Genomic DNA, 23,807 nt, shown 5'->3' with positions numbered 1-23,807 from the left:
ATCGTCGTCTCCGGGCACTACGGAATGCAGACGACCGGCGCGGTATCCGACAGGGACTCCCGGTGTCGGAAACCTAGAAGTAGTCTCGCAGCATCTCGGTCGCCCAGGCGGCTTGCCGAACCTCGCCCCGGGGGCCGAACTCGGCGAACCAGGGCTTGATGTCGAGCACCGGGGTCCCGTCGACCGCGTCCAGCTCGGCCACGTGCAGGTCGAGGCCGTCGATGCGGAGCAACCGCGTGCGGGAGACACCCAGCCAGTTGACCCGACGCATGTTGCGGTGGCCGAAGATGCCGACCTTCGGCCAGACGGGGTTGTCGCGGGCACTGCGTGCACCGAAATGGAGATCGGACAGGCGCCGCGATAGCGGGAGCCGTCGACCGAAGCCTCGGCCAGTGCCAGCCCCGATCTCGGGTCACCGAGGTCGATCGCCTGGTGAGCCATCGCGCGCAGGATGTGACCGGTCAGCGGCGCGTCGTCCGCCTCCGTTGCGAGCTTGGTCGCCGCCACGAAGTAGCGTTGGGCGGCGGCGTGTTCGGCCGACCGTCCGTGTCCTCCACCGTGTCGCTGATCGATCCTGGAGAACAGGGCGATGACGTCGTGAACCGCGGTGACGTCGGCCCGGCCCACGTGACGGGTGCCCGCCGCGACGCGGGAATCGGGCACGGGACTCCCGGTCCGGCCCGTGTTCAGCACCGAGGCGCTCACAGCCGCGGAGTATCCGGCGCGGAGAAAGCTGCGTCGTTCCACATCGGCCTTTCCGAGGTTGAGCAACATGACTGTCGGATCGTGGGTGCCGCCGGAGCATTGCTGGAGGGGATCAGTGAGGCCGAGGCATCCAGCGACATCCCAGCGGCCGTGCGGGCTGCTCGGAGTTGTGCGCCGACGATGGCGTCGGGACTGTCCATGGGGGGATCCAACCACCCGAGCGCGTCCGATGGGACGAATTCGGCTGTGCGGCGCGGGATTTCCGTGGCGTCGATGGCGGGATCGGCTGGTGCTCTGGGGGACGGGTGGTGTTCGAGGGCGATTCAGCGGCCCGGTCTGCTGCCGACCTCGGTCGATGGCGGGCCGGCACGGCGCTCCTCCGGTGTCGGCCGGTCGAGGGTGGTGTGGGCCGGAGGGAAGGCGCTCTCGCCCGCGGTGGCGATCACCTGGTCGCGGTCCTGGACGATCCAGGTGCCGCAGAGGCAGCGCAGGTAGCGGACGTCGCGGTGGGTGGAGACGATCGACGGGGTGGGCCAGGCGCAGGTGGGGCAGGTGGCGGACATGAACCCAGCCTGATGTAATGGTCTAGTGCAGTTCAACCCTTACGGCGGCATGGCGGCGGCGTTGGCGGCCCGGCTGGTGAACGCCGGGCCGGACGAGGACCTGGGCGCGGTGCTGGCCGAGATGGACTACCGGCCGGTCGGCCCGGTCGCGCCGGAGCAGGAGGCCGAATTGCGCTCCTGGATCGGTGAACTGGCGGCCGTGTTCGCCGATCCGACGGTGGAGCGGCTCAACGCGTTGCTGGCCGCGACCGCCAGCAAGCCCCACATCTCCACGCACGACGGCCGCTCGCCGCACCTGCATTACGCCGAGGTGACCGCGCCGGTGGACGAGCGGGTCAAGGCCTACACCGCCGTCGGTCTGGCCGTGCTCTTCTGCGAGGCGCCCGACCGCATCGGCACCTGCGCTCGCGCGGGCTGCTCGGCGGTGTTCGTCGATACCTCCCGCAACGGGCGCCGCCGCTACTGCTCCACCCGCTGCGCGACCCGGGTACACGTCGCCGAACACCGCCGTCGCACCGCCTGAACCCGCGCCCGCCTGAACCCGCGCCCGCCCGAACCCGCACCCGCCCGAACCCGCACCCGCCCGAACCCGTGCCCGCCTGAATCCGCTCAGCCCAGGGCGGCGATCTTGCGTTTCAAGACGGTGCGCTCGCGGTCGTTGCCGCAGCGTTCGATGGCGCGGGCGAATTCCACCCGGGCCTCGTCGGTACGGCCGAGGCGGCTGAGCAGTTCACCGCGTACGGTCGGCAGCAGGTGCGAGCCCGTCAGTCCCTTGGCGGTCGCCAGCCCGTCCACGATCGGCAGCGCCGCGGCCGGGCCCTGCGCCATCGACACCGCGACCGCGCGGTTGAGTTCGACGATCGGGGAGGGCGCCAACCTCCCCAGCGCCTCGTACAGCACCACGATCCGCTCCCAGTTGGTCTCCTCGACCGAGGCGGCGACGGCGTGACATTCGGCGATGGCGGCCTGCAGGCCGTAGATGCCGAGGCCGCGCCCGAGCGCACCGGCGCGGGCCAGGGCGGCGCGACCGCGCCGGATCGCCGAACGGTCCCAGCGGCGCCGGTCCTGCTGCTCGAGCAGGACCGGCTCGCCGTCGGGGCCGGTGCGGGCGGGGAACCGGGACGCGGTGAGTTCGAGCAGGGCGAGCAGGCCGTGTGCCTCCGGCTCGTCGGGCATCAGGCGGGTCAACACCCGGGCCAGGCGCTGGGCCTCACCCGCCAGGTCGAAGCGGATCAGCTCGGGACCGCTGCCCGCGGTGGAGCCCTCGGTGAAGATCACGTAGATCACCTTGAGCACCGAGATCAGCCGGGCCGGGCGCTCGGCCGCCGGCGGCACCTCGAACGGCACCCGCGCGGCGGCGAGGGTCTTCTTCGCCCGGGTGATGCGCGCCTGCACGGTGGCCGTCGGCACCAGGAACAGCCGCGCGATCTCGTCGCTGCCCAGGCCGCCGATCACCCGCAGCGTCAGCGCCACCCGCGCTTCCTGGGACAGCACCGGGTGGCAGGCGGTGAACATCAGGGCCAGCACGTCGTCGTCGATCCGATCGGGATCCCACAGGATCTCCTCGGCGTCCCGCGCGGGATCGCCGGCCTCGGCGCCGGTGAGGGCACCGCCCTCGCCCAGATCGCGGGCGAGGGCGGTGTAGCGCTCGTCGAGGGCGGAGTTGCGGCGGAAGGCGTCGATCGCGCGACGGCGCCCCACGGTCAGCAGCCACCCCGCCGGATTGCGCGGCGTGCCGTCTCGCGGCCAGGTCACCAGCGCCTCGGCCAGCGCCTCCTGCGCCAGGTCCTCGGCGAGGGCGAAGTCGCCGGTGTAGCGGGCGAGCGCGCCGACGATCCGCGCGGACTCGATCCGCCACACGGCGGCGACGGCCTCGCGGCCGGTGTGTTCGGCCATCGTCTCCGGCTCCGCTCAGAGCTGCCCGGTCGCCTCGCGCCAGGCCCGCTCCTTCTGGATCCACTCGTTGTCCTGCGGGAACTCGTCGATGGTCGGCACCCGGCGGATCTCGGTCTTGAATCCGGGACCGGCGGCGGGCAGTCGCTTGGCCCACTCGATCGCCTCCTCCTTGGAGGCCACGTTGAGAATGTAGAAGCCGCCGAACAGTTCCTTGGTCTCGCCGTAGGGACCGTCGGTGACCACCGGGTCCTCGGAGGAGTAGTCGACCACGACGCTCTCGGCCGGGTCTTCCAGCCCCTCGGCGGCGAGCAGCACACCGGCGCGGATCAGCTCGTCGTTGAACCGGCCCATCGTCTCGATCATCTCGGTGAAATCGACCTCGCCCATGGACGCGTAGGCCTCGTCGGTGGCGCGCATGATCAGCATGTACTTCATCGTTCGTCTCCTGCGATATCGGTGGGTCCCTGCGACCCTCTCATCCCTAGGTCGAACGGGCGCGGACACGAATCGACAAATCGGCGAAGAATTTTTTCGCGGTTCGTTTCGGCAGGTCAGCCGAGTGCGGGCGCGGATCCGGCGGCAGGCGCGTCCCGCTGGGCGGCCCGGGCATCGATCCAGGCGCCCGCCAGCCGCGCGGTCATGGCGACGGCCTCGCGCCGCTCGTGCTCGTCGACATCCATCGTGGCCGCGCGCAGCACCCCGGCGAAGGCGGTGTTGAGCACCACGAAGGTCATCATGTCGTACTCGCGGTCGTCGCCGGGACCGAGGAGCTGGACCATGTTCGCCTTGATGAGCCGGTGCAGCCGCGGTTCGAAGTCCGGGATGGCGGTGTCGTAGAAATGCACCCCGCCCACCAGTGCCCGGACCAGCGCCGCTTCGGCCGTCAACTCCGCCGAGATCGCCTCCAAGGCGACGGCGAAGCGCTGCTGCGCCGAGGAACCGGGCGTCTCGAGTGCGCGGTGCAGGTGTTTCTCCGCGTCGGCGAGCAGCCGGGCCAGCAATTCCTCCACGATGACGGTGCGGTCGGCGAAGTACCGGTACACGGTGCCGATGCTCACCCCGGCTTCGACGGCGATCCGATTGGTGGAGGTGTTGGCGATGCCGCGTTCGCCGAACAGCCGCGCGGCGGTGTCGAGGATGTGGTCCCGGGTGAGCTTGGCACGCTCCTGATTGGGCCGCCGACGCGGCGCGGCCTTGGATGGCATCGTGGTTCACCTGCCGATCGGTGGGCGATGATCTTGCATGGTAGGCGCCGGGTCAGCCCGCGGTGGCCAGCGGCTGCACGGCCCGGCGTGGCCGCACCGGCCGCGGCGGGTGCGCGGGAGCCGTGGCACCCGCGCTCGCCCGCGCGATCAGCGCCGAGCGCAGGTAGAACAGGCCGTCGGGGCGGGCCGGATCGTGACCGGTCACCTCGGCCACCCGGCGCAACCGGTAGTCGACCGTGTTCGGGTGCACGTACAACGCCTCGGCGGTGCGCAGCCTGCTCAGATCGGTGTCGATGAAGGTCTGCAAGGTGCGCAGCAGGTCGGGGTGGTCGTCGAGCAGCGCGATACACGCCTCCAGGCTGTCGCGACCCGCGCCGGGACGGACGAGCTGATACTGCAACGCCAGGTCGGCCAGCCGATGCAGGCCGGGCCCGAGGCCCAGATGTTCGGCCGTGTCGAGCAATTCGTGTGCCTGGGTGGCGGCGGTCGGGATCTGCGCCACGGTGGCGGTGAGCACGGCGGCGGTGATGTGCACCCGCGCGGCGCGCGAGAACCGCTCGACCAGGCCGTCGAGCGCGGTCTCCGCGCAGGCGGTGGTGGGCACCAGGATCGTGCCACCGTCGACCGACAGCAGCGACAGCGCCTGGTTGCCGAGTTCGGTGGCCAGCGCGGCCTGGAGCCTGCGCAGTTTGCGCCGCGCCACGACCTGACCGTCCAGGCGGGGATGGTGCTCGTCGGGGTGGGCGGGCACCGCCAGCGCCAGCACGAAATAGCGCTCGGCGAGCGGGATTCCGTGGTCGCGCGCGATCGCCGAGGTCGCGTGCCCGCTCAGCAGCGCCGAGGTCAGCGTGTGCACGGCGGTGTGGCGTGGCGCGGCGGCCGCCTTCTGTTCGCGCACATAGGCCTTGCCGACCGTGGCGGAGACGAGGTTGAGCAGCTCCAGCGCGGCCGCCGCGGCGGGCACGATGTCGGCGCTGCGGGCGGGCCCGGAACGTGGGAAGAGCAGGTCGAGACTGACCTTGACGCCGTCGTGCACGGCATGCAGCACGGTGTCGATCGGGACGCCGGCGCGTGCCCAGCCCGCGGCTGCGCTGTCCAGGCGCGGGATCTGCTCGGTGGTGGCGGCACCGGCGGCGCGCCGCAGCAGCCAGCTCAGACAGCCGCGGACGACGACGGTCAGGTCGCCGCCCAGCCGGTCACCGGGCAGGGCACGCCCGGGGGCGCCGGGGCGCGTCAGGTGCGCCACCACATCCCGGGTCAGGCGATCGACATCGGGCGTGGACGGGGCGATGCTCTCGATCGTCACGGGGGACCTCCTTGTCACCGGGTGCCGAAGTCGCCGCGGTGCGGCGAGCGCGGACCGGCGGCGTCGGTGTCGAGCCGATTCCTGTGACTCGGCGTCGACTGGTATCGAGAACGGTAATCCGGCGCGGTGCTCACCTTCTACTCCGCTTCACATCCCGTTCACCGCTCCGAGAAAATCGCCCTCACCTGCATGAACAGTGGTAATCGGTGGGTGAAGCGGGTGCTTGTTCCGTCCGGAAGCGGAAGGGTGCTCACTTTTCGATCATGGTGGGGTCGGCGCTCTCGACGGCCGCCCACGCCCCGATCATCCGAGCCGTCAGGGTGATCGCGTCCCGGCGTTCGGCGCTGCCCACCTCGAGCGCCGAGGCGCGCAACACGGTGGCGAATCCGGTGTTGATCAAGACGAAGGTCATGGTGTCGTAGCGCCGGTCGTCGCCGGGGCCGAGCAGCTGGATGATCATGACCTTGACCAGCACCCGCAGGCGCTGCTCGAACTCGGGAATGCCGCTGTTGTAGAACTGCACACCGCCCACCAGGGCCCGCACCAGCGGCGCGTGCGCGACCAGTTCCTCGGTCAGTGCCTCGAACACCTGCGCGGCCAGCGACTCGATCCCGTCGGCCACCATGCCGAACAGCCGCTCGGTCAGCCGCCGCTCGATGCCCTCGAGCAGCCGTTCGAGCAGTTCCTCCACGATCACGGTGCGGTCGGCGAAATACCGGTAGACCGTGCCGACGCTCACGCCCGCCTCGGCGGCGATGCGGTTGGTGGAGGTCGCGTCGATGCCGCGTTCGCCGAACAGCCGGGCGGCGGTGTCGAGGATCAGCTCTCTGGTCGCCTTCGCCCGTTCCTGGGTCGGCCTGCGTCGGCTCCCGGGCGTCGACGGCACCGCAACCTCCTGTTCTCCGGCGACGAAGATGAGCTTCCGCTCAGCTTAACGACGCACAACGGGACGAACCACGAGAATCCGGCACCATACCGGGGCGGCGGTATTGTGACCGGCGACACCGCCGGGCCGGGAGTCGTGGAGGGTTGGACGATGGACGATCGGGTGCCGCGCGGCAGGCTGGCACGAGGCAGCAGGCTGGGCAGACTCGCCGCCGGGCAGGCCGTGCGCGGTGTCGGCACCAAGGTCGCGATGCTCGGGCGCACCGAACAGGCGCGCCGGGCGCTGGCCGAGCGGTCCGCCCTGCAGGCCGCGCAGCAGCTCGTCACCGTCCTCGGCGGAATGAAGGGCGCGGCCATGAAGCTCGGACAGATGCTCTCGGTGCTCGACGTCGACCTGGTGCCCGAATCCCATCGCGAGCTCTTCCGCGCCAAACTGGCCGAATTGCGGGACCGCGCACCGCACGTCGCGTTCGCGGCGATGCGCCGGGTGATCGAGGACGACCTCGGGCCGATGGCGCGGATCTTCGCCGATTTCGACGAGACGCCGATCGCGGCCGCCTCCATCGGGCAGGTGTACCGGGCGCGCCTGCGGGACGGGCGCGCGGTGGCCGTGAAGGTGAAGTACCCCGGTGTCGACCAGGCCGTCGAGGCGGATCTGCGCAACCTGCGCATGATCGCGCGGTTGTGGAAATCGGTGCTGCCCAGCGCCGCCGACACCGCCGTGCTCGACGAGGTCGCGCTCAACATCGGCGGCGAACTCGACTACCGGCGCGAGGCCCGCGATCAGCACCGCGTCGCGAGCCGCTATCGCGGCCACCCCTACGTCCTGGTGCCCGACAGCATCATCGAGCACTGCGGTCCGAACGTGCTCGTCACCGAGCTCGTCGACGGCAGGCCCTTCGACGAGCTGCGGGCACTTCCGGATGCCGACCGCGACCACCTCGGCGAACTGATCTACCGCTTCTACATCAATTCCTTGTTCGTCGACTACGAATTCTGCGGCGACCCGCACCCCGGCAACGTCCTGCTCGCCGCCGACGGCCGCGCCGCCTTCGTCGATTTCGGGCTGTACCACCGGATGAACCCGGTCGACGCCGATTTCGAACGCGACTGCCTGCGCGCGGCGGGCGAGCACCGGGCCGACGACCTGTACGCGGCCTGGGTCGGGCGGGGCATCGTCGACCCGGATTCCGGTGTCACGGCCCAGGATTGCCTCGAGTACGTGTGGGCGGCGGCGGGCTGGCACCTGCTCGACGAGCCGATCACCATCACCCCCGAGATCGCCACCGGCGCCGTGGTGCTCGCCGTCGACCCGCGCGCCGTGCGCTTCCGGGGTGTCCACCGTCAGCACCTGCCCCGCGAGCACGTGTTCTCCCGCCGCGCCGACCTGTTCACCTACGCGGTGCTCGGACAGTTGGTGTGTACCGCCAACTGGCACCTGCTGGCGCGCGAATGGCTGCTCGGAGATGCGCCGCACACGGAGGTCGGGCGCGCGATCGCGCGCTGGCGGGCCGAGCGGGGGTGAGCGCGGGGGGCCGTGCCCGGTGACAGGCGGGTGCCGGTGCTGTTTGTGCCCGGTGGCGAGGCCGGGGTGGCGGGTCACCGAAGGGCCGTGGATCGTCCCGTGAGTTGTCCAGAGCCGGGCGATTTCGGCCGGGACGGCGCGGCGCCGTCCCCATGATGGTGCGCACGTCCCGGCTCGGCACCGGCGGGACGTGCGAGACCAGGGAGATTCCATGCGCCACATCCTGTCGTCCACCGTCCGAGCCGCGACGCGCGTGCTGCTCGCCGCGGCCGCGCTGGCCACCGGCCTGGCCGCCCCGGCCGTCGTCGGCGCGACCCCGCTCGATCTCCCGCCGCTGCCCGGCCTGCCCGAGCCCGGCTCCCGACTCGGTTTCCGCGGCCCGGACACCGCCATCGTGGTGCTCGGCTACGGACTGCTGCCCGACGGCGCCATGCGCCCCGAACTCGTCGAACGCCTGCGCGCCGGATACGCCCAGGCGCTGCTGGCCCCGGCGTCACCGATCATCGTGACCGGGGGCAACCCCCGTAACGGCACCACCGAGGCCGCGGCCATGGCCGACTGGCTCGTCGCCCGCGGCATCCCGCCGGCCCGCGTCCACCGCGACGACCGCGCCACCACCACCCGCGAGAACGCCGAGTACGCCGCGCGCATCCTCGCCGCCCTCGGCGCCCGCGACGCCGTCGTGGTCACCTCCGGCGACCACGTTCCCCGGGCGGTCGCCCTCTTCCGCGCCGCGGGCATCGAGGTCGCCGCGGCACTCACCCCGGAGGAGGTCCCGGCCCTCGCACTTCCGTTCGGCCGGTGAGCACGGTGCCGCCGTCCAGCACGGCGAGGACGTGGCGCCGGGCCCGCTCGGTCTGGGCCGCGAGGCCGTCGAGGAGCGCGCCGGTGGCGTCGACGCCGTGCCGGCCGCCGACGTAGCGGGCCGGTCCGGACGGGGCGATCCTGCCCTGCGCGGACGTGGGGCCGATGGGCGGCCGCGGCGGATCGACCGGGATGGGCAGCGTGGTCAACGCGTGCTCGTCAGCGAATCGGTGGCGTGGGTGTGCAGGTAGAGGTCGCGCAGCAGCGCGACTTCGGCGAGATGGTGGATGAGTTCGCGGTTGATGTGCAGGACCAGCGCCGCCATCGGCAGCTCGGCGTAGGGACCTTCGGCCGGTCCCGCCGGGCGGGCCAGACCGGCGTCGCCGAGCGACTCGACGCCCGCCCGCCAGCGCGCGTACTCGGCGTCGAGCTGCGCCAGCGCGTCGGCGGCCGTGGCGGCGTACTCGAAGGACTGGTAATCGGTGGCCGGCCTGCCGAAATGCGCGGCGTTGCGCATGGCGAGCACGCCGACGACGACATGGCCGAGCCGCCAGGCGACGGTCGTCAACGGGGCCGGATCGGGCGGGGGCATGGCGAAGTCGATGGTCATGGCGCCGGAACCGCCCTGCACGGGCGCCGTGCCGGTGCCGCGCGGGCGCACACTCCAGCAGCCGGGCGCGGGTTCCCAGAAGTACTCGGCGTCGGTGAGGCCGTCGAGGCGTCCGCGCAGCTGGTGGGTCCAGTGCCAGTCGAATTGGTCGCGGAGCAGGGCGTTCCAGGTCTGATCAGTCATGCCACCAGTGTCTCGCCGAATGCGGACAGCTACGTTCCGCGATCTGTGCGACGATCCGGGTATGAGCGTGGAGGCGACCACCGAGCGGGTGTTGCGGCTGCTCGCGCTGTTGCAGCGCAGGCCGTCGTGGACGGCGGCCGAGCTGGCCGCCGAACTCCGCGTCACCGATCGATCGGTGCGGCGCGACGTCGAGCGGCTGCGGGCCCTCGGCTATCCGGTGCAGGCGACCGCCGGTGTCGGCGGCGGCTACCGGCTGGGCGCGGGCACCCGGCTGCCGCCGCTGCTGTTCGACGACGAGGAGGCCATCGCCACGGCGGTCTCGCTGCGCATGGCCTCGGGCGGGACGGTGGCCGGGACGGGGGAGGCGGCGTTACGGGCGCTGGCCAAACTCGATCAGGTGATGCCGCCCCGGCTGCGCACGGAGGTGCGGGCGGTGCACGGCGCCACCGACACCCTCGTCGGGCCCGGCGCCGAAGTCGACGCCGACGTCCTGGTGCGCCTGGCACACTCCTGCCGCGACGCCGTCCGGGTGCGGTTCCGGTACGCCGGTCGCGGCGCCGCCGACACCGAGCGCACCGTCGAACCGGTGCGGATGGTCGCCACCAGCCACCGCTGGTATCTGATGGCCTGGGACATCGACCGGGCCGACTGGCGGACCTTCCGACTGGACCGGATGCGCGACCTCGTCACCACCACCTGGCGTTTCCGCCCGAGGGAGCACCCGGATCCGGTGGACTACGTGCAGCGATCGATGACCGAGGCGCCCTACCCGCACCTGGCCCGCATCCGGCTGCACGCCCCCGCCCGGCGCATCCGCGAGCTGGTGCCGCCGCAGGTCGGCCGGATCGAGGACGACGGCGACGGCCGCTGCCTCCTGATCGTCGGCGGCATGGACCTGGACTGGCTCGCGGTGCACGTCGCGCGGCTCGGCGTCGACGCCGACGTGCTCGAGCCGCCCGAACTCCGCGCCGCCGCCGCCCGCCTGGCCCGGCGCCTGGCGCGGATGGGCGGCTGAGTATCGCGGGCCCGGGGGTCTCGGCGATCGCGGAGAGGGGCTCGGCGGCTGCTAGATTCGAGGGCGTGCGGCTCGCCGATGGATCGCTCCTGCGTGCATGGCTGCCCGCCGTCGTGGCGATGGCGGTGTTGGGCATGCACCACCTCGTCGGCGCCGCACTCGATTCGACAGGGGCGGCGGATCATTCGCGGCACGCGGCCGTTCCCGCCGCGGCATCCGCCCCGGCGGACCTGCACGAGGTCACCGGGTTCGCGCCGGACGGCCACCGTGCCGATGGGTCCGGTGGACCGGAGAATGCCGCGGGACCGCGCGACGGCGCCCCCGGTGAACCGGCCCCCGGCGAACACGACGGCGGCCACGATCTGCTCCACCTGTGCGCGGCGATCCTCACCGCGCTGGCCGGTCTCGCGCTGGTGCTGTTCGGCCTGGTCGGCCTGACCCGCGACGACGCGGTCGCCCGAGCTCGCCGGACCGCGCCGTCCGTGGCCCGGCCGCCACCGCGCCCGACCTCCCGGCGCCTGGCCGCATTGTGCGTGTTGCGGCTGTGATCGACGCCCGCCGGACCCGGCGTTCCGGGTCGCGGCGCGCTCTCACCTGCCACGAGCAATTCCTACTTCCAGGAGCACACACCATGACCTCTCGTACGACCCTGCGCGCTGCCATCCCCGCGGTCCTGGCCACCGCCGCCCTGCTCGCCGGCTGCGGCGACGACAGCGGCGACCACGACACGCACGCGACCACCGCGTCGTCCACGACGGCCGGCGCGACCACCGGCGCGACCGGTGCGGCCGCGCACAACGACGCCGACGTGGCGTTCGCGCAGGAGATGATCCCGCATCACCGCCAGGCGGTGGAGATGGCCGCGCTGGTGCCCGAGCGCAGCACCGACCCGCGCGTGCGCGACCTGGCCGCCCGCATCCAGCAGGCGCAGGACCCCGAGATCGCCACCATGACCGGCTGGTTGCAGAGCTGGGGCGCGCCCGTCGACGGCGGCGGCCACGCCGGCATGGGGCACGGTGACATGTCGATGCCCGGCATGATGACCGACGAACAGATGGCGCAGTTGCGGGCGGCCCGCGGCGCCGAGTTCGACCGGATGTGGTTGACGATGATGATCGCCCACCACGAGGGCGCGGTGCAGATGTCGCGCACCGAGCTCGCGCAGGGTGCCGACCCGGCCGCGAAGGCACTGGCTCAGCAGATCATCGACGGCCAGCAGGCCGAGATCGACCAGATGCGCGGCCTGCTGCAGGGCTGACCGATGCGGCCCGGTTCCCCCGGCCGCGCGCCGGGGGAACCGGGCCGTCGATCACGGCGCGGCGGTGGATGCCGCGGAAGTGACACGCGGCGGGGCCGCTGCCCGCCGTTCCACCAGGTGCAGGCCCACCGCCGACACCGCTCCCACGGCGGCGAGCCCGGTCCACACCGCCCACCCGGCGCCCGCGGCGTGCGCGGCGCCGAGCACCGTGCCGGTCAGCAGGTTGCCCGCCAGGATGCCGACGCCGACCACGGTGTTGTAGTAGCCGTAGTGGGTGGCCACCAGCCGACCGCCGGCCAGCGCGACCACAATGTCCATCTCGAACGGGAACACCGCCGCCGTGCCGACCGCCAGGAGCGCGGCCGCGAGCAGCAACGCGGTGATCCGCAGCTGGCCCGCCACCGCCACCACGCCGGAGACGACGAAGATCGCGGAGGTCAGCGCCTGCGCGTGTGCCTCCGACAGCACGCGGGCGTGCAGCGGCAGGGCCAGGTACACCTGGAAGGACAGCACGTAGGAACCCGTCATCACCACCGCGAAGGCGGTGAACCGCCGATTGCCCAGCACCGTGCGCCAGTCCCGCAGCACCGACGAGTGTCCGGTGCGCGCCGGGCCGGTGGGCAGCGCGCACCACTGCGCGACGGTCAGGACCGCGAAGATCAGTGCGGCGGCACCGGCGGTGATCCGGAAGTCGACCGCCGTCATCGCCAGCCCGACCAGCGGCCCGGCCAGGATGCCCGCCTGATAGCAGACGTTGAACAGCGCGAACGCCTCCACCCGCCGCTCGCCCGCGCCGGCGGCCAGGTAGGCGCGCACCGCGGGATTGAACAACGCGCCCGCGAAACCTGTCGCGGCCGAGGCGATCAGCAGCGCGGGCAGCGTCTCGGCGAACACCAGCAGGCCGAAACCGGCGGTGCGCAGCAGGCATCCCGCCACGATCAGCGGCTTGTCGCCGATCCGGTCGGCCAGTGTGCCACCGAGCAGGAACATCCCCTGCTGGGAGAGGTTGCGGATCCCGAGCACCAGACCCACCGCCCAGGCGGCCAATCCCAGCGGTCCGGCGAGATGCCCGGCCAGGTACGGCATCAACATGTAGAAGCCGAGATTGATGCCGAACTGGTTGATCATCAGCAGCCGGACGGGCCGGTCGAAGGTGCGGAAGGTGCGCAGCGCCGTCATGCGGTGGCCTCCGTCGCCGGGCTGAACCGGCGCGGATCGAGCACGGTCGCACACCGGTCCACGAGGTGACGACTCGTTCCGCCGGATGGTCGAGCGTGGCGGGTTCGGCGGGCGGCTCGGTGTCGAACAGGCCGTGGGTGCGGCAGTAGCTGTCGCTGAAGACGGTGTCGAAGTAGCGATGCGGACCGTTAGGGAACACCGCGACGACCACGTCGTCGGCGTCGTGCACGCGGGCGGCCCAGCCCGCGACCAACGCGACCGCGCCCACGCTCCACCCGCCGGTCGCGTACTGGGTGGCGGCCAGGGTGCGGCTGCCCCACAGTCGGGGTTTGGTGTACTGGTCGGGGCACCAGGCCGCCGGGTCTCGGTCGAGCAACGCGCGCACGCGTTCGCGCCGGGCCTGCTGCCGGCCGCCGACCGGGTGGGGTTCGGTGACCAGCTCGATCCGCGCGCCGTGGGCGGCGAGCAGTTGGGCGACGAGCGGTTCCAGCCCGGGGTCGGTCACCACCGTCACCGGATGGTCGTGGGCGATCCCGGCCAGGGCGAGCCCGAATCCCCGGGTGCCGCTGCTGGATTCGACGATCCGGGCGCCGGGCGCGAGGTCGCCGCGGCGCACCATGTGCAGGGCGGCCCGGTCGTTCATGCGTCTGTTCGCTTTCTGTGGCCGCGCCGCGGCTGCCGCGGCGCGGAGGATGCGCGGAGCGGGATGGACACCGGCACGGACCACGCGGTCCGGCCTGGCGCCTGCCCGTCAGCGTCGAGCGATACAGAGGTGGGTCAGGATCTCGCAGCCCCCGCGCACCGGCAGTGCGGTGGGCGGTCCGCGCGGTGTCGCGGTCGCCGGCGACGGCGCCGGGGCCGGCTCGCTACCCGCGACCGGGACGGCCGCCGGTGTGCCCGTCGGAGCGGGCAGGCCGGCGGGCGCGAGCGCCTTCTCCACGCAGTGCGCGGGGTGTGGCGCGCACGGGTGCGCGGCGGCGTCGTCGAGCGGGTGGGCGGCGGTGTGCGCGGGGGAGGGGGCGGTCGAGGCGGGGTGGTGGTGGCTCGCGGCGGCGGCGCCGACGCATACGGTGAGCAGTCCGGCCAGCAACACCAGGATTGCCAGGAGCGGTAATGCCAAGCGCCGCAACGGATCGGTGAGCCTCATGGTGGCGTCGACTCTAGCAACGAGATTCGACCGCTATTTACGGTACCCGCCTACCGTATGCCGCCGGAACCGAGGCGGCGTGAACAATTAACGCATTAACTGATAGTGTCTAAACGAAAGGCCGCGCCATGCGGCGGCGCTGTAAGGAGGCTCCGTGGAGATCGATGACCCGCTGCGATTGGACCGGCAGGTTTGCTTCGCCCTCGCCGTCGCCAACCGCTCGGTGCTGGCGGTCTAGAGGAACTGCGCTGAGTCCGCCGCCGACGCGGTGGGCTCGAGCGGAGCTTCTCGGCCCACCGCCCACCGCGGTGTTATGAGCCGGGCCCGACCGGGTAGGCGCCGGGATATGACCGACACCCACTCCGAACCGGCCCTGCGCCTGCCGGTGGGCCGGCAGCAGATCGTCGTCAACAACCGCTACGAGAGCATCTCCATCGCCAACGACGTGCTCATCGCCGTCTTCTTCACCGCCGGCAGCATCCTGCAGTTCTTCGACGCCACCGTGGTGGCCGGGCGCTGCCTGTTCCTGATCGGCTCGCTGTACTTCCTGGCCCGGCCGCTGATCCGGCTCAACCGCCGCGTGCATCTGCAGCGGCTGGGCGCCGACCGCGACGACGGGTACGACTATTGAGTACCTGGGCTAATGAGGGTATTTCGCCGCGTAGCGGGCGCGGTCGGCCGCGCGTCTGCGGGCGCGCTCGGGGTTCTCCAGATCGGCGGGTAGTCCGTGTTTGGCCAGGCGGTGCGCGCGGTTCATCGGCATGAAGGCCGCGGTGTAGAACAGCGCGAGCAGCACGGCGAGCAGCACCATCGAGCCGCGCAGCCACAGCTCGCCGGGGAACATCAGGAACACCGCGAACAGCGGGGTGAACGGAACGAGGCCGCGGATGAGGTGCCGGGCGACCGCGTGCCTGCCGGTGAGGTCGTGGCGGACCCAGTCCTGCAGGTCGTCGGGTAGGCGGCGGCCGAGGGAGTAGCCGATCCACTGGACGGGATTGGGGCGTTTCATGCGGAGACTCCTCGGGTGGTGGACAGCGAGCGGCGGGCCGCCTCGTTGACGCGGGTGAGCACCTCGCGCAGCTCCTCGAGGTCGGCGATGGTGACGCCGAGGCTCTCCACCACGGCGGGTGGGATGCGCTCGGCTTTCGCACGCAGCGCGGCGCCCGCCTCGGTGAGGTTCACCTGGAGGTTGCGTTCGTCGCGCGGGTCGCGCTCCCTGGTGATCAGCCCGGCCGCCTCCAGCCGCTTGAGCAGCGGGGACAGCGTGGGCGAGTCGAGCTGGATGGCCTCGGCGATGGCCTTGACCGACATCGGGGCACGCTCCCACAGCGCCAGCATCACCAGGTACTGCGGGTGGGTGAGCCCGAGCGGTTCGAGCAGGGGGCGGTCCACGGTGCGCTCGAACGCCAGCGCACCGTGTCCGTCGGCCACCTGCCGATCGATGAGGGTCTTGATCGGCGCGACGATGTCGAGCGCGACACCGGCGTCCCGGCTGGCCCGCACGATCGCGTCGAAGGCGGCCTTCTGGAAATCGAGATGCTGCACGTCGGTGGTGTAGTCGCCACCGTCGATCACCGCGCCGTACCGGGGCAGCAGTTGCGCCATCGCGGTGAGCCACGCGCCGGCGCGCCCGGCGAAGTCGGTCGCGGAGATGCCCGCCGACCCGACCAGCGCCGCGCCGTGGAAGAACCCGCCGTACATCGCGTACATGGCGGAGAGCAACGCGAAGTCGACCAGTGCGGCGAGCCCGGCGTCCGCGCCGAAATAGTCGGCGCGGCCGAGTAGTTCGAGTGCGGTCCGGTGGCGGTCGAACACCGCGCGGGAGCCGCTGTAGAGGATCGAGGAGCCCTCGGTGCCGATCATCTCGGGCACGGCCATGATGCCGCCGTCGAGGTATTCGATGCCGTGGCTCTCGGCCCACGCGGCCAGGTCGCGCGATTCCGCGGGCGCGGTGCTGGTGAGGTTGAGCACCTGCCGTCCGGCCAGCTCGGCGGCGAGCGGATCGAGCACGGTGTGGACGGAGGCGTGATCTCTGAGCACGACCACGACGAGTTCGCCCGCCCGCACGGCCGCGGGCGCGTCGGGCGCGCGGCGCACGCCGGCGGCGACGAGGTCGGCGTCCTTGCCGGGGGAGCGATTCCACACCGTGGTGGGGTGACCGCCCTTGTGCAGCGCGGCGGCGAGCGCACGGCCCATCGGACCGAGGCCGAGGACTGTCACGGGGGTGGATCGGGTGTCCGCCATGGCGGTGGTTCTCCTTGTTCGCAGGGGCTGGTGCGGCGCCGGACTCCACCCTCACCCGATACGGTGGAACCGGCAAGTACCTACTATTCGGTGGGGTACTCACCCACGGGTGTGTGAGGAGGTGGGAGGCATGGGCGAGAAGAGATTCGGCCCGTACTTCTGCGGCATCGACGCCGCGATGGACGTCGTCAGCGGCAAATGGAAGGGCCTGATCCTCTGGGAGCTGGAGAACCACGGCGTGCGCCGGTTCGGCGAGCTGCGCCGCGGCCTGCCCGGCATCTCCGAGAAGATGCTCATCCAGCAACTGCGCGAGCTCGAGGAGGACGGGATCGTCGACCGCCAGGCCCATCCCGAGGTGCCGCCGCGGGTGGAGTACCGGCTCACCGAGCTGGGCCGGTCGCTGAACCGTGCGCTCGAACCGCTGGCGACCTGGGGCCGCGACCGGATCGAGCGCATCGGCGCCCAGCGCGTGCAGCCGCCGCGGGAGGACCTCGCGGCGGGCTGATCGTCTGTCAGCGGGTGGCCGATGACACGTGCTCGTCGTCGGCGAACGGTGCGCCGCCGCGGTCGGCGCCGTGCCCGGTGCCCGCCCGGCGCAGCTGCCAGTCCGCGGGCAGGCCGGTCACCTCGGCCGAGTTCGTGTGCGCGGTGATGTGCACGGTCGCGCTCCCCAGCCGCAGATCGCCGATGCGCACCGTGCCCCAGTCGTGCGGCAGGCTCGGATGCAGGACCAGGGTCCGGCGCGGCACGTCCGGCTGCAAGCCTAGCCAGGAGCGCAGCAACAACAGCGGCGCGGCCGCCGCGACGGCGTGCGGTGCGCACGACGCGGGATGCGGGACGGGCGTGGGGAATTCGGTGCGGTCGAAGCCGCAGAACAGCTCCGGCAGCCGTCCGTCGAAGAACCCGGCCGCGTCCAGCAGACCCGCGGTCAGTGTCTCGGCCAGTGCCTTGGCGCCGGGCACCTGCCGGTAGCGCAGCAGCCCGGCGACGGCGATGGCGGTGTCGTGCGGCCACACCGCACCGTTGTGATGGCTCATCGGGTTGTAGGCCGCCATGTCGGCGCCGAGGGTGCGCAGCCCGAAGCCGTTGGTCATCGACCGGCGGGCCAGTGATTCGACCAGTTCGGCGGCACGTGCGTCGGCCACGATGCCCGTCCACAGGCAGTGGGCGGGATTGCTGGTCAGCGCGTCGATGTGGTTCTTGTGTCCGTCCAGGCCGAGCGCGTAGTGGCCGCGCTCGGATATCCAGAACGCGGCGTCGAAGCGCTTTTTGCGATCGGCCGCGCGCGCCCGCATCCGCTCGGCGGTGCGGATGTCGCCGAACGCCTCGGCGAGTTCGGCGCGGGCCAGTTCGGCCGCGTAGGCATAGCCCTGCACCTCGGCCAGCGCGATCGGCGGATCGGCGCGGTGCCCGTGCGCGTCGTTGATGCAGTCGCAGCTGTCCTTCCAGCTCTGGTGGATCCGCCCGCGATCGGTGTGGCGGCGGTACTCGACGAAGCCGTCGCCGTCGAGATCGCCGTACCCGTCGATCCAGGCCAGGGCGGCGTCGGCGGCGGGCAGCAAACGCCGCACCTCGCCCGGGTCCGCACCCCAGCGCAGGGCTTCGCCGAGCAGCATGACGAACAGCGGCGTGGTGTCTACCGAGCCGTAACAGGCCCCCGCCCGGTCCGGTTCGCCGGGCCCGTGGAAGGCCCGGATGATGCGACCCGGCTCCTCCTCGGTGTGCGGATTACAGGTGGTGCCCTGGGTGGCGGCGAGCGTGCGCAATGTGGTGAGCGCGAGTTCGGGATCGAGCGGCAACGTCATCCACGCGCTGAGCATGCTGTCGCGGCCCGACAGCGACATCGACCACGGTGCGCCCGCGGCCAGGTAGGCGGGCCGGCCGTCGCCGTGCCGGACGGCCAGGGTGGCCAGGTCGGTCTCGGTGTGGGCGAGCACCCGCGCGAACTCGCGGGCGGTGGCGTGCACCCGGGTCGGGGTGGCGCGCCAGCTGGTGTTCGGTTCGTCCGGCTCACGCGGCGCCTCGGTACCGACCACCGGGGATCGCCGGTGCCGGTGCACCGGCTGGACGAACACCGTCGCCTGCCACCGGTCGTGAGCGGGAACCACGGCGTGCCAGCGGAACAGGCCCGGCGTGACGGCGGGCTCGCCGTCGGCGATCACCGCGACGCCGTGGCCTGCGTCGCTGTCGTCGGTGAACAGCATTTCCTCGCCGCTGATCACGACGTCGGCGCCGCCCGCGCCCGGCCTGCCGTGCTTGACGTCGGTCAGGTCCGCGAAATCGGCGTCCACGTCGAGTGTCAGGGTCAGCGCGGTGTCCTCGTGGCCGAGATTGCGCACGGTGATGGTCTCGGTGAGACCGTGCCCCAGCATGCGGTGGCGCTCGAGCAGCACGGTGGATTCCGGCCCCGAATGCGGTGCCACCCGCAGCAGGAAGCGGGTCTGGCCGGGACAGACGTTGTCGAAGGCCACCTGCTCCACACCCCGGCCCTCCACGGTCAACTCCCACTGCGAGAGCACCCGCGCGCCGCGGTAGAAGAGCCCTTGGGTGGCGCCACGCTGGATGTCGCCGCGCCGGTCGCTCACGCAGAGCGATCCCGAATCCGCCTCGACCGCACAGACATTCGCCGTGCCGGCCAGCGGCCGCAGTGGCGCGGTCATCACCGCACCGCCGATCCGACGAGGGCGGGCGCGGACGCGGGCAGCGGCGCGGTCGCGACGGTCTCGCGATAGACGGCCTCGTACCCGGCGGCCAGCCGGTCGACGCTGAACAGCCGCTCCACCCGCGCCCGGCACTCGCGCGGATCGAGAGCGGCGCTGCGCCGCACCGCATCCGGCAGCTCCGCGGGGGTCTCGCAGACCCAGCCGGTCACCCCGTGTTCGACCACCTCGGCCACCGCGCCGCCGCGCAGCGCGACCACCGGTGTGCCGCAGGCCATCGCCTCGATCATCACCATCCCGAACGGTTCCTCCCACCGGATCGGGAACAGCAGGCAGCGGGCGCCGGCGAGCAGCTGCCGCTTCTGCGTCGAATCCGCTTCCCCGAACACCACGTCCCGGTCGCCGAGCAGCGGCCGGACACAGTCCTCGAAGAACTCCTTCTCGATCGGTTCGATGCACTTGGCGGCCAGGATCAGCGGCACGCCCGCCTCGTGCGCGGCGCGAAGCGCGAGATCGGCGCCCTTGCAGGGGGAGTAGCGGCCGAGGAACAGCGCGTAGGGCTCCTTCTCGGTGCGCAACGGCCAGCGCTGGGGGACGACGGCGTTGTGGACCCGGCCCACCCAGTTGAGCCCGGGCGCCAGGGCGCGCTGGCGGTCGCTGATCGCCACCAGTCCCGCGCTCGCCCCGATGCGGCGGTAGTACTCGCCGAACTCGCCGTCCACCGCGCCGTGCACCGTGAGGACCGTGGGGATACCCAGCCGGCGGTAGGTGGGCGCGTTGAGCACCCCGGCGAAGGTGTGGTCGTGCACGACGTCGATCGGGCCCGTCGCCGCCAGTTCCTCGATCGCCTGCCGCACCCGGAGCGCGTGCACCACCTCGGGAAACGCTTCGCCCAGCTGTTCGGCCGCGCCGTGCGTGGCGACGGCGACGAAATCCGCGGCGGTGCCCGGCTCGCCGACACCGATCAGGGTGACCCGGTGACCGCGCGCGACGAGCGCGTCGGCCAGCTGCGCCACCACCTCCTCCACGCCGCCGTAGCCGGTCGGCGGCACCTGGAAGTAGGGCGGGGCGACGAGCACGATGTGCAGTCCGCCGCGCGGGCGCAGCAGACCGACGACGTCGCCGCCGTCGTGCGGGAGAGAACCAGAGCTCGAACCTGACCGAACGCCCACGACTCATCCTCCTGAATAGGGGTGGTGCCACGTCCTGCGGAAACAAGTCGAACCGGGGAAACACGTCGAACGAGCGGCCCGTGGGAACAACCGAACACGGGCCGGGTGGCTACTGCACAGCAACTACCCTGCGCCGCACTGATCAAACCGCAGCGGAGACCGGTTGCAAACTCTCGCGCCCGGGGTGTCGTGGGGTTCTCAGGCCACGGCGGCCGTGGGTTCGGCCAGCGCTTCCTCGCGCAGCCGGGTCAGGGTGCGGTTGAGGATCCGCGAGACCTGCATCTGGGAGACGCCGAGACGCTCGGCGATCTGGGACTGGGTGAGCGAATCGTAGAACCGCCAGATCAACACCTGGCGTTCCCGCTCGGGGAGCGCGGCGATCAACGGGCGAACCGCCATCGCGTCCTCCATCAGCCGGTAGCACGGCTCCTCGGTGCCGAGGCTGTCGCCGATGGACAGGCCGACGTTGCCGTCGTCGTCGCGACCGACAGCGTGCAGGGTGTTGGTGGAGTAGGCGTTGGCGGCCACCAGTGCGCGGGTCACCTCCACCAGCTCGACGTCGAGTTCGGCGGCGATCTCGCGGGCCGTCGGCATGCGACCGTGCCGCTGGGACAGTTTCTCGGTGGCCGGGCCGATCATGGCCTGCAGTTCCTTGGCGCGGCGCGGCACCCGCAGCGCCCAGGTGTGGTCGCGGAAGTGCCTGCGCACCTCGCCCATGATGGTGGGCACCGCGAAGGCGAGGAAGGAGCTGCCGCGGCGCACGTCGAATCGGTCCACCGCCTGCACCAGGCCCAGCCGCGCGGTCTGGTGCAGATCGTCGAAGGCTTCGCCGCGGCCGGAGAAGCGGCGGGCGATGTGGTCGGCCAGCGGCAGGCACAGCCCGATGATGTGTTCGCGTAATGCCCGCCTGCGCGGGTCGTGCTCGTCGAGCGCCGCCAGTTCGGCGAACCACGGTTCGATGTTGTCGTAACTGTCTTCGGCCTGGCCCGGCCTGCGTGCCGTCGGGCGGGTGGTGGTTCGTGTTGTCGCGGCGGTCTCGAGCATGAGAGATCTCCCTCGGTTGCGTCTCGCTGCCGTGTACTCGACGCCCGTGGTGATACCCGGGCTGCTCCGGACCCAAACAAGACCAACTCCGGTGTGCTCAACCCGGTGGCGCGGCGGTCGCCGACCCGTTGCGGCGGGGCGAGCGCAGGACGTCGAGCACCGTCTCCGGGGTCCAGGCCAGGTCGGCGCCGGGGCGTGTGGCCAGGTACCCGGCGATCCGCTCCGGTGTCCAGCCGTGCCCTTCGACCAGCCCGGCGGCGAGATGGCGCAGGTAGGCCGCCGCCGGTGGGTTGCCGGGCACCGCGGTGTGGTGCCACGGCGCGGTGCAGGTCAGGATCGGGTGACCCGCCAGGGTGCCCACGCGCACCAGGGTCTCGTACCGACCGGGGCCGAGGGCGGCCCGGCCGCTGCGCAGCACCGGTGCGAGATCGAGGTCGGTGCCCGGCAGGCGGTACATCTCCTGCGCGACGATGTCGGCGAACTGGCTCGCCGTCAGCAGATACGCGCGGGCGGGCATCGCCCCGGGTGCGTCGGGGCAGTAGAAGGCCCGCCCGCCGGTCCAGGTGGCCGACTCGGTGGCGAAGTACAACACGCCGGGCACGTACACCGCGGCCGTGCGCACCGGATCGCGCGGATCGCGTCCACCCGGCAGCGTGCGCGCCCCGCCCCGTGGACAGCCGCCCGCGAGGTAGCAGCGCAGGCGTTCGCTGTGCATGTTGGAGCCGTAGGCGGCGTACCAGACCAGCTCGGTCATGCCGCCATTGTCCGCCGCCGCGCCGGGACGGTCAGATCTTGCGAATGACCGTGACGACCTTGCCGAGGATGCGCGCGTCGTTACCGGGGATCGGCTCGAACAGCGGATTGTGCGGCATCAGCCAGACGTCCTTGCCGGTGCGCTTGAACGTCTTCACCGTGGCTTCGCCGTCGATCATGGCGGCGACGATGTCGCCGTTCTCCGCGACGTTCTGCTGGCGCACCACCACCCAGTCGCCGTCGCAGATCGCCGCGTCGACCATCGACTGGCCGACCACCCGCAGCAGGAACAGCGACCCGTCGCCGACCAGTTCGCGCGGCAGCGGGAAGACGTCCTCGACGGCCTGCTCGGCCAGGATCGGGCCACCGGCCGCGATGCGGCCGAGCACCGGCACGAAAGTGGGGGTGGGGCGGCCGGTGTCCTCGGCGAGGGTGTCGGGTTCCTCGAGCGCGGCGCCGGGCAGCGCGGTGACCGCGCGGACCGCCTCGTCGAGACCACGGACGTCCACCGCGCGCGGCCGATTGGGGTCGCGGCGCAGGTAGCCCTTGCGCTCGAGGGCGCGCAACTGGTGGGCGACCGAGGAGGTGGAGGTGAGGCCGACGGCGTCGCCGATCTCGCGGATGCTCGGCGGGTAGCCGCGCTCGCTCACCGACGTGCGGATGACCTCGAGCACCTTGCGCTGACGCACGGTGAGATCCGCCCCGTTCAGGGCGGGATCGACGGCGACTCCGCTCTCCTCACCCGTGTCGTCTGTCCGGCTCACCGCAACCCGCCCTTTCCGTTGTCGAGATCGTTTCTCGAATCTAGTCCGGGCGCGGCGATCTTTCAAACATCTGTTCGAGTATGTCGGGCGTTTCGTGCTGACAATGTCGGCGGCCCGTGGTAGAAATTCGAACATCAGTTCTTCGAACATGTGATCGAAAAGCTGTGATCCGAGCAGGTCGGACCGGGCGCCGCCCCGCCCGCTGCCACCGCCCGCCCCGCCCCGACGCCCTTCGAGCCGCAACCAGGATCCCCACGGAGGTTTGTCCGATGTACAGCGCGACCCGTTCCAGCACACCGGCATTCGGCACCGCCACCCGCGCCACGCTGCCCCGCGCCCGGCGCGCCGGCGTGCGCGATCGCGAGCGGGTCCGCTCGGTCGACCGCAGGCCGCTGGTCGGCCGTCCCGGTGGCGCGCCGCTGCGCTACGAGCGCATGCGTCTCACGCCGCCGCGCCGGCCCGCCCCGCGGCCGCAGCGGCGGGTGGAGCAGGCGCAGTTGGGTTTTGCGACACTGGCCGCCGCGGCCCTGCTCACCGCGCTGATCGTCGCGGGCTTCCTGGTGCTCGCCCAGTGGCGTGCGGCGGCGCCGCAGCCGGCGCAGCAACCCGCGCCCGCGGTGGTCGAACAGCCGAGCGCGGCGGCTGAACCGTGGTGGCGCTGAACGGTTTCCGCGCGTCGCTGCCGTCGGCTCGGCGCGGTGGCGCACCGGACGCGGCGCCCGCCCATGCGGCAACGGGCCAGGTTTTGGCCGCGGTGACCGGTGCCGAGGTGATCCCGGCAGGTATTCTCGACATACTGCCTACCCGCCTGGACACCTGCTCGCCGGGCTCGGCCTCCCGACCGGAGGGCGCATCCGCCGCGAGCGCACGCATCGACGAAGGATCTCGG

Annotated in this window: 27 protein-coding genes and 3 pseudogenes; 10 read left to right on the top strand and 20 right to left on the bottom strand. The window is 72.1% G+C overall.

Going from position 1 to position 23,807, the window contains the following annotated elements:
• Positions 1-73: 73 nt before the first annotated feature.
• Together CRM89_RS13425 and CRM89_RS30420 are read right to left on the bottom strand one after the other, a co-directional pair.
• Positions 74-289 (bottom strand): TrmO family methyltransferase, encoded by a 216-nt coding sequence (locus tag CRM89_RS13425; RefSeq protein WP_255266234.1) that lies wholly within the window; start codon positions 287-289, stop codon positions 74-76.
• Positions 290-1,028: 739 nt separating this feature from the next.
• On the bottom strand, positions 1,029-1,268 hold the full coding sequence (locus tag CRM89_RS30420) for a hypothetical protein (protein ID WP_172964409.1): 240 nt from the start codon (positions 1,266-1,268) through the stop codon (positions 1,029-1,031).
• Positions 1,269-1,293: 25 nt separating this feature from the next.
• On the opposite strand from CRM89_RS30420, the gene CRM89_RS13420 reads away from it, so the two are divergent.
• Positions 1,294-1,791, top strand: coding sequence for a CGNR zinc finger domain-containing protein (locus CRM89_RS13420; RefSeq protein ID WP_041560260.1), 498 nt, complete (start codon positions 1,294-1,296; stop codon positions 1,789-1,791).
• Between the two features lie 86 nt (positions 1,792-1,877).
• Here CRM89_RS13420 and CRM89_RS13415 read toward each other — a convergent pair whose 3' ends face one another.
• The 5 genes from CRM89_RS13415 to CRM89_RS13395 all read right to left on the bottom strand — a co-directional run bounded on the left by CRM89_RS13415 (position 1,878) and on the right by CRM89_RS13395 (position 6,561).
• Positions 1,878-3,164, bottom strand: a complete 1,287-nt coding sequence (locus CRM89_RS13415; protein WP_098084201.1) for an RNA polymerase sigma factor — start codon at positions 3,162-3,164, stop codon at positions 1,878-1,880.
• A 15-nt stretch (positions 3,165-3,179) separates the two neighbouring features.
• Positions 3,180-3,599 (bottom strand): YciI family protein, encoded by a 420-nt coding sequence (locus tag CRM89_RS13410; RefSeq protein WP_011210352.1) that lies wholly within the window; start codon positions 3,597-3,599, stop codon positions 3,180-3,182.
• Positions 3,600-3,715: 116 nt separating this feature from the next.
• A complete protein-coding gene (locus CRM89_RS13405) occupies positions 3,716-4,369 on the bottom strand; it encodes a TetR/AcrR family transcriptional regulator (RefSeq protein WP_011210351.1) in 654 nt (217 codons plus the stop codon).
• Positions 4,370-4,421: 52 nt separating this feature from the next.
• Positions 4,422-5,675, bottom strand: a complete 1,254-nt coding sequence (locus CRM89_RS13400) for a CdaR family transcriptional regulator (protein WP_253805093.1) — start codon at positions 5,673-5,675, stop codon at positions 4,422-4,424.
• A gap of 250 nt (positions 5,676-5,925) precedes the next feature.
• Positions 5,926-6,561, bottom strand: a complete 636-nt coding sequence (locus CRM89_RS13395; RefSeq protein WP_011210349.1) for a TetR/AcrR family transcriptional regulator — start codon at positions 6,559-6,561, stop codon at positions 5,926-5,928.
• A 150-nt stretch (positions 6,562-6,711) separates the two neighbouring features.
• Here CRM89_RS13395 and CRM89_RS13390 point away from each other — a divergent pair, with 150 nt between their 5' ends.
• Together CRM89_RS13390 and CRM89_RS13385 are read left to right on the top strand one after the other, a co-directional pair.
• Positions 6,712-8,085, top strand: coding sequence for an AarF/ABC1/UbiB kinase family protein (locus CRM89_RS13390; protein WP_098086981.1), 1,374 nt, complete (start codon positions 6,712-6,714; stop codon positions 8,083-8,085).
• Between the two features lie 211 nt (positions 8,086-8,296).
• Positions 8,297-8,890 (top strand): YdcF family protein, encoded by a 594-nt coding sequence (locus CRM89_RS13385; RefSeq protein WP_060589735.1) that lies wholly within the window; start codon positions 8,297-8,299, stop codon positions 8,888-8,890.
• Here CRM89_RS13385 and CRM89_RS13380 read toward each other — a convergent pair.
• Positions 8,844-9,098 carry a hypothetical protein gene (locus tag CRM89_RS13380; protein ID WP_098084195.1) on the bottom strand — a complete coding sequence of 85 codons (255 nt, stop codon included), beginning with the start codon at positions 9,096-9,098 and terminating at the stop codon, positions 8,844-8,846. The two genes, CRM89_RS13385 and CRM89_RS13380, sit on opposite strands and share 47 nt — an antisense overlap.
• Positions 9,095-9,682 (bottom strand): DinB family protein, encoded by a 588-nt coding sequence (locus tag CRM89_RS13375; protein ID WP_098084192.1) that lies wholly within the window; start codon positions 9,680-9,682, stop codon positions 9,095-9,097. Before CRM89_RS13375 ends, CRM89_RS13380 begins: the two co-directional genes overlap by 4 nt.
• A gap of 61 nt (positions 9,683-9,743) precedes the next feature.
• On the opposite strand from CRM89_RS13375, the gene CRM89_RS13370 reads away from it, so the two are divergent.
• The 3 genes from CRM89_RS13370 (at position 9,744) to CRM89_RS13360 (ending at position 11,955) form a co-directional block, all read left to right on the top strand.
• Positions 9,744-10,697 (top strand): YafY family protein, encoded by a 954-nt coding sequence (locus CRM89_RS13370; protein ID WP_098084189.1) that lies wholly within the window; start codon positions 9,744-9,746, stop codon positions 10,695-10,697.
• Between the two features lie 65 nt (positions 10,698-10,762).
• The gene (locus CRM89_RS13365) at positions 10,763-11,245 is read left to right on the top strand and encodes a hypothetical protein (protein WP_098084186.1); all 483 of its coding nucleotides are present in this window, start codon (positions 10,763-10,765) and stop codon (positions 11,243-11,245) included.
• A gap of 83 nt (positions 11,246-11,328) precedes the next feature.
• Positions 11,329-11,955, top strand: a complete 627-nt coding sequence (locus tag CRM89_RS13360) for a DUF305 domain-containing protein (protein WP_098084183.1) — start codon at positions 11,329-11,331, stop codon at positions 11,953-11,955.
• Between the two features lie 51 nt (positions 11,956-12,006).
• Here the strand turns inward: CRM89_RS13360 and CRM89_RS31340 are convergent, their stop codons facing one another.
• From CRM89_RS31340 to CRM89_RS13345, 3 genes and pseudogenes are all read right to left on the bottom strand, one after another.
• Positions 12,007-13,134 (bottom strand): MFS transporter, encoded by a 1,128-nt coding sequence (locus CRM89_RS31340; protein ID WP_098084180.1) that lies wholly within the window; start codon positions 13,132-13,134, stop codon positions 12,007-12,009.
• A pseudogene (locus CRM89_RS31335) lies at positions 13,131-13,828 on the bottom strand (pyridoxal-phosphate dependent enzyme). Before CRM89_RS31335 ends, CRM89_RS31340 begins: the two are co-directional and overlap by 4 nt.
• A 57-nt stretch (positions 13,829-13,885) precedes the next feature.
• A complete protein-coding gene (locus CRM89_RS13345) occupies positions 13,886-14,281 on the bottom strand; it encodes a hypothetical protein (RefSeq protein ID WP_098084177.1) in 396 nt (131 codons plus the stop codon).
• A gap of 154 nt (positions 14,282-14,435) precedes the next feature.
• Here CRM89_RS13345 and CRM89_RS31735 point away from each other — a divergent pair.
• Together CRM89_RS31735 and CRM89_RS13335 are read left to right on the top strand one after the other, a co-directional pair.
• A pseudogene (locus CRM89_RS31735) lies at positions 14,436-14,516 on the top strand (MarR family transcriptional regulator); the annotation flags it as partial.
• A 111-nt stretch (positions 14,517-14,627) separates the two neighbouring features.
• The gene (locus CRM89_RS13335; RefSeq protein ID WP_041560258.1) at positions 14,628-14,912 is read left to right on the top strand and encodes a YrhK family protein; all 285 of its coding nucleotides are present in this window, start codon (positions 14,628-14,630) and stop codon (positions 14,910-14,912) included.
• A 9-nt stretch (positions 14,913-14,921) separates the two neighbouring features.
• Here the strand turns inward: CRM89_RS13335 and CRM89_RS13330 are convergent, their stop codons facing one another.
• The 3 genes and pseudogenes from CRM89_RS13330 to CRM89_RS31725 all read right to left on the bottom strand — a co-directional run.
• Positions 14,922-15,290 (bottom strand): DUF5313 family protein, encoded by a 369-nt coding sequence (locus CRM89_RS13330; RefSeq protein WP_011210341.1) that lies wholly within the window; start codon positions 15,288-15,290, stop codon positions 14,922-14,924.
• Positions 15,287-15,982 carry a MarR family winged helix-turn-helix transcriptional regulator gene (locus CRM89_RS32265; RefSeq protein WP_371392062.1) on the bottom strand — a complete coding sequence of 232 codons (696 nt, stop codon included), beginning with the start codon at positions 15,980-15,982 and terminating at the stop codon, positions 15,287-15,289. The genes CRM89_RS13330 and CRM89_RS32265 overlap by 4 nt, the downstream gene beginning before the upstream one ends.
• An 84-nt stretch (positions 15,983-16,066) precedes the next feature.
• A pseudogene (locus tag CRM89_RS31725) lies at positions 16,067-16,525 on the bottom strand (NAD(P)-dependent oxidoreductase); the annotation flags it as partial.
• Positions 16,526-16,655: 130 nt separating this feature from the next.
• Here CRM89_RS31725 and CRM89_RS13320 point away from each other — a divergent pair.
• On the top strand, positions 16,656-17,030 hold the full coding sequence (locus CRM89_RS13320) for a helix-turn-helix domain-containing protein (RefSeq protein ID WP_011210338.1): 375 nt from the start codon (positions 16,656-16,658) through the stop codon (positions 17,028-17,030).
• Positions 17,031-17,037: 7 nt separating this feature from the next.
• Here CRM89_RS13320 and CRM89_RS13315 read toward each other — a convergent pair whose 3' ends face one another.
• The 5 genes from CRM89_RS13315 to lexA all read right to left on the bottom strand — a co-directional run bounded on the left by CRM89_RS13315 (position 17,038) and on the right by lexA (position 22,864).
• Positions 17,038-19,185, bottom strand: coding sequence for a glycogen debranching N-terminal domain-containing protein (locus CRM89_RS13315; protein ID WP_060589751.1), 2,148 nt, complete (start codon positions 19,183-19,185; stop codon positions 17,038-17,040).
• The gene (locus CRM89_RS13310; protein WP_220276383.1) at positions 19,185-20,294 is read right to left on the bottom strand and encodes a glycosyltransferase family 4 protein; all 1,110 of its coding nucleotides are present in this window, start codon (positions 20,292-20,294) and stop codon (positions 19,185-19,187) included. Before CRM89_RS13310 ends, CRM89_RS13315 begins: the two co-directional genes overlap by 1 nt.
• A 261-nt stretch (positions 20,295-20,555) precedes the next feature.
• Positions 20,556-21,401, bottom strand: a complete 846-nt coding sequence (locus CRM89_RS13305) for an RNA polymerase sigma factor SigF (RefSeq protein ID WP_060589754.1) — start codon at positions 21,399-21,401, stop codon at positions 20,556-20,558.
• Between the two features lie 97 nt (positions 21,402-21,498).
• Positions 21,499-22,155: a hypothetical protein gene (locus CRM89_RS13300; RefSeq protein WP_060589756.1), complete on the bottom strand. Its 657-nt coding sequence runs from the start codon at positions 22,153-22,155 to the stop codon at positions 21,499-21,501.
• 31 nt (positions 22,156-22,186) lie between these two features.
• Positions 22,187-22,864, bottom strand: a complete 678-nt coding sequence (lexA, locus tag CRM89_RS13295) for a transcriptional repressor LexA (RefSeq protein ID WP_050768301.1) — start codon at positions 22,862-22,864, stop codon at positions 22,187-22,189.
• 323 nt (positions 22,865-23,187) lie between these two features.
• Between lexA and CRM89_RS13290 the strand changes: the two genes are divergently transcribed.
• Positions 23,188-23,580 carry a hypothetical protein gene (locus CRM89_RS13290; protein ID WP_011210332.1) on the top strand — a complete coding sequence of 131 codons (393 nt, stop codon included), beginning with the start codon at positions 23,188-23,190 and terminating at the stop codon, positions 23,578-23,580.
• The last annotated feature ends 227 nt before the right edge of the window (positions 23,581-23,807 follow it).

This window comes from Nocardia sp. FDAARGOS_372 (assembly GCF_002554515.1).
Taxonomy (GTDB): Bacteria; Actinomycetota; Actinomycetes; order Mycobacteriales; family Mycobacteriaceae; genus Nocardia; species Nocardia farcinica.
The sequence above is the reverse complement of the archived record's forward strand: the minus strand, read 5'-3'. Positions and strand labels throughout refer to the sequence as shown.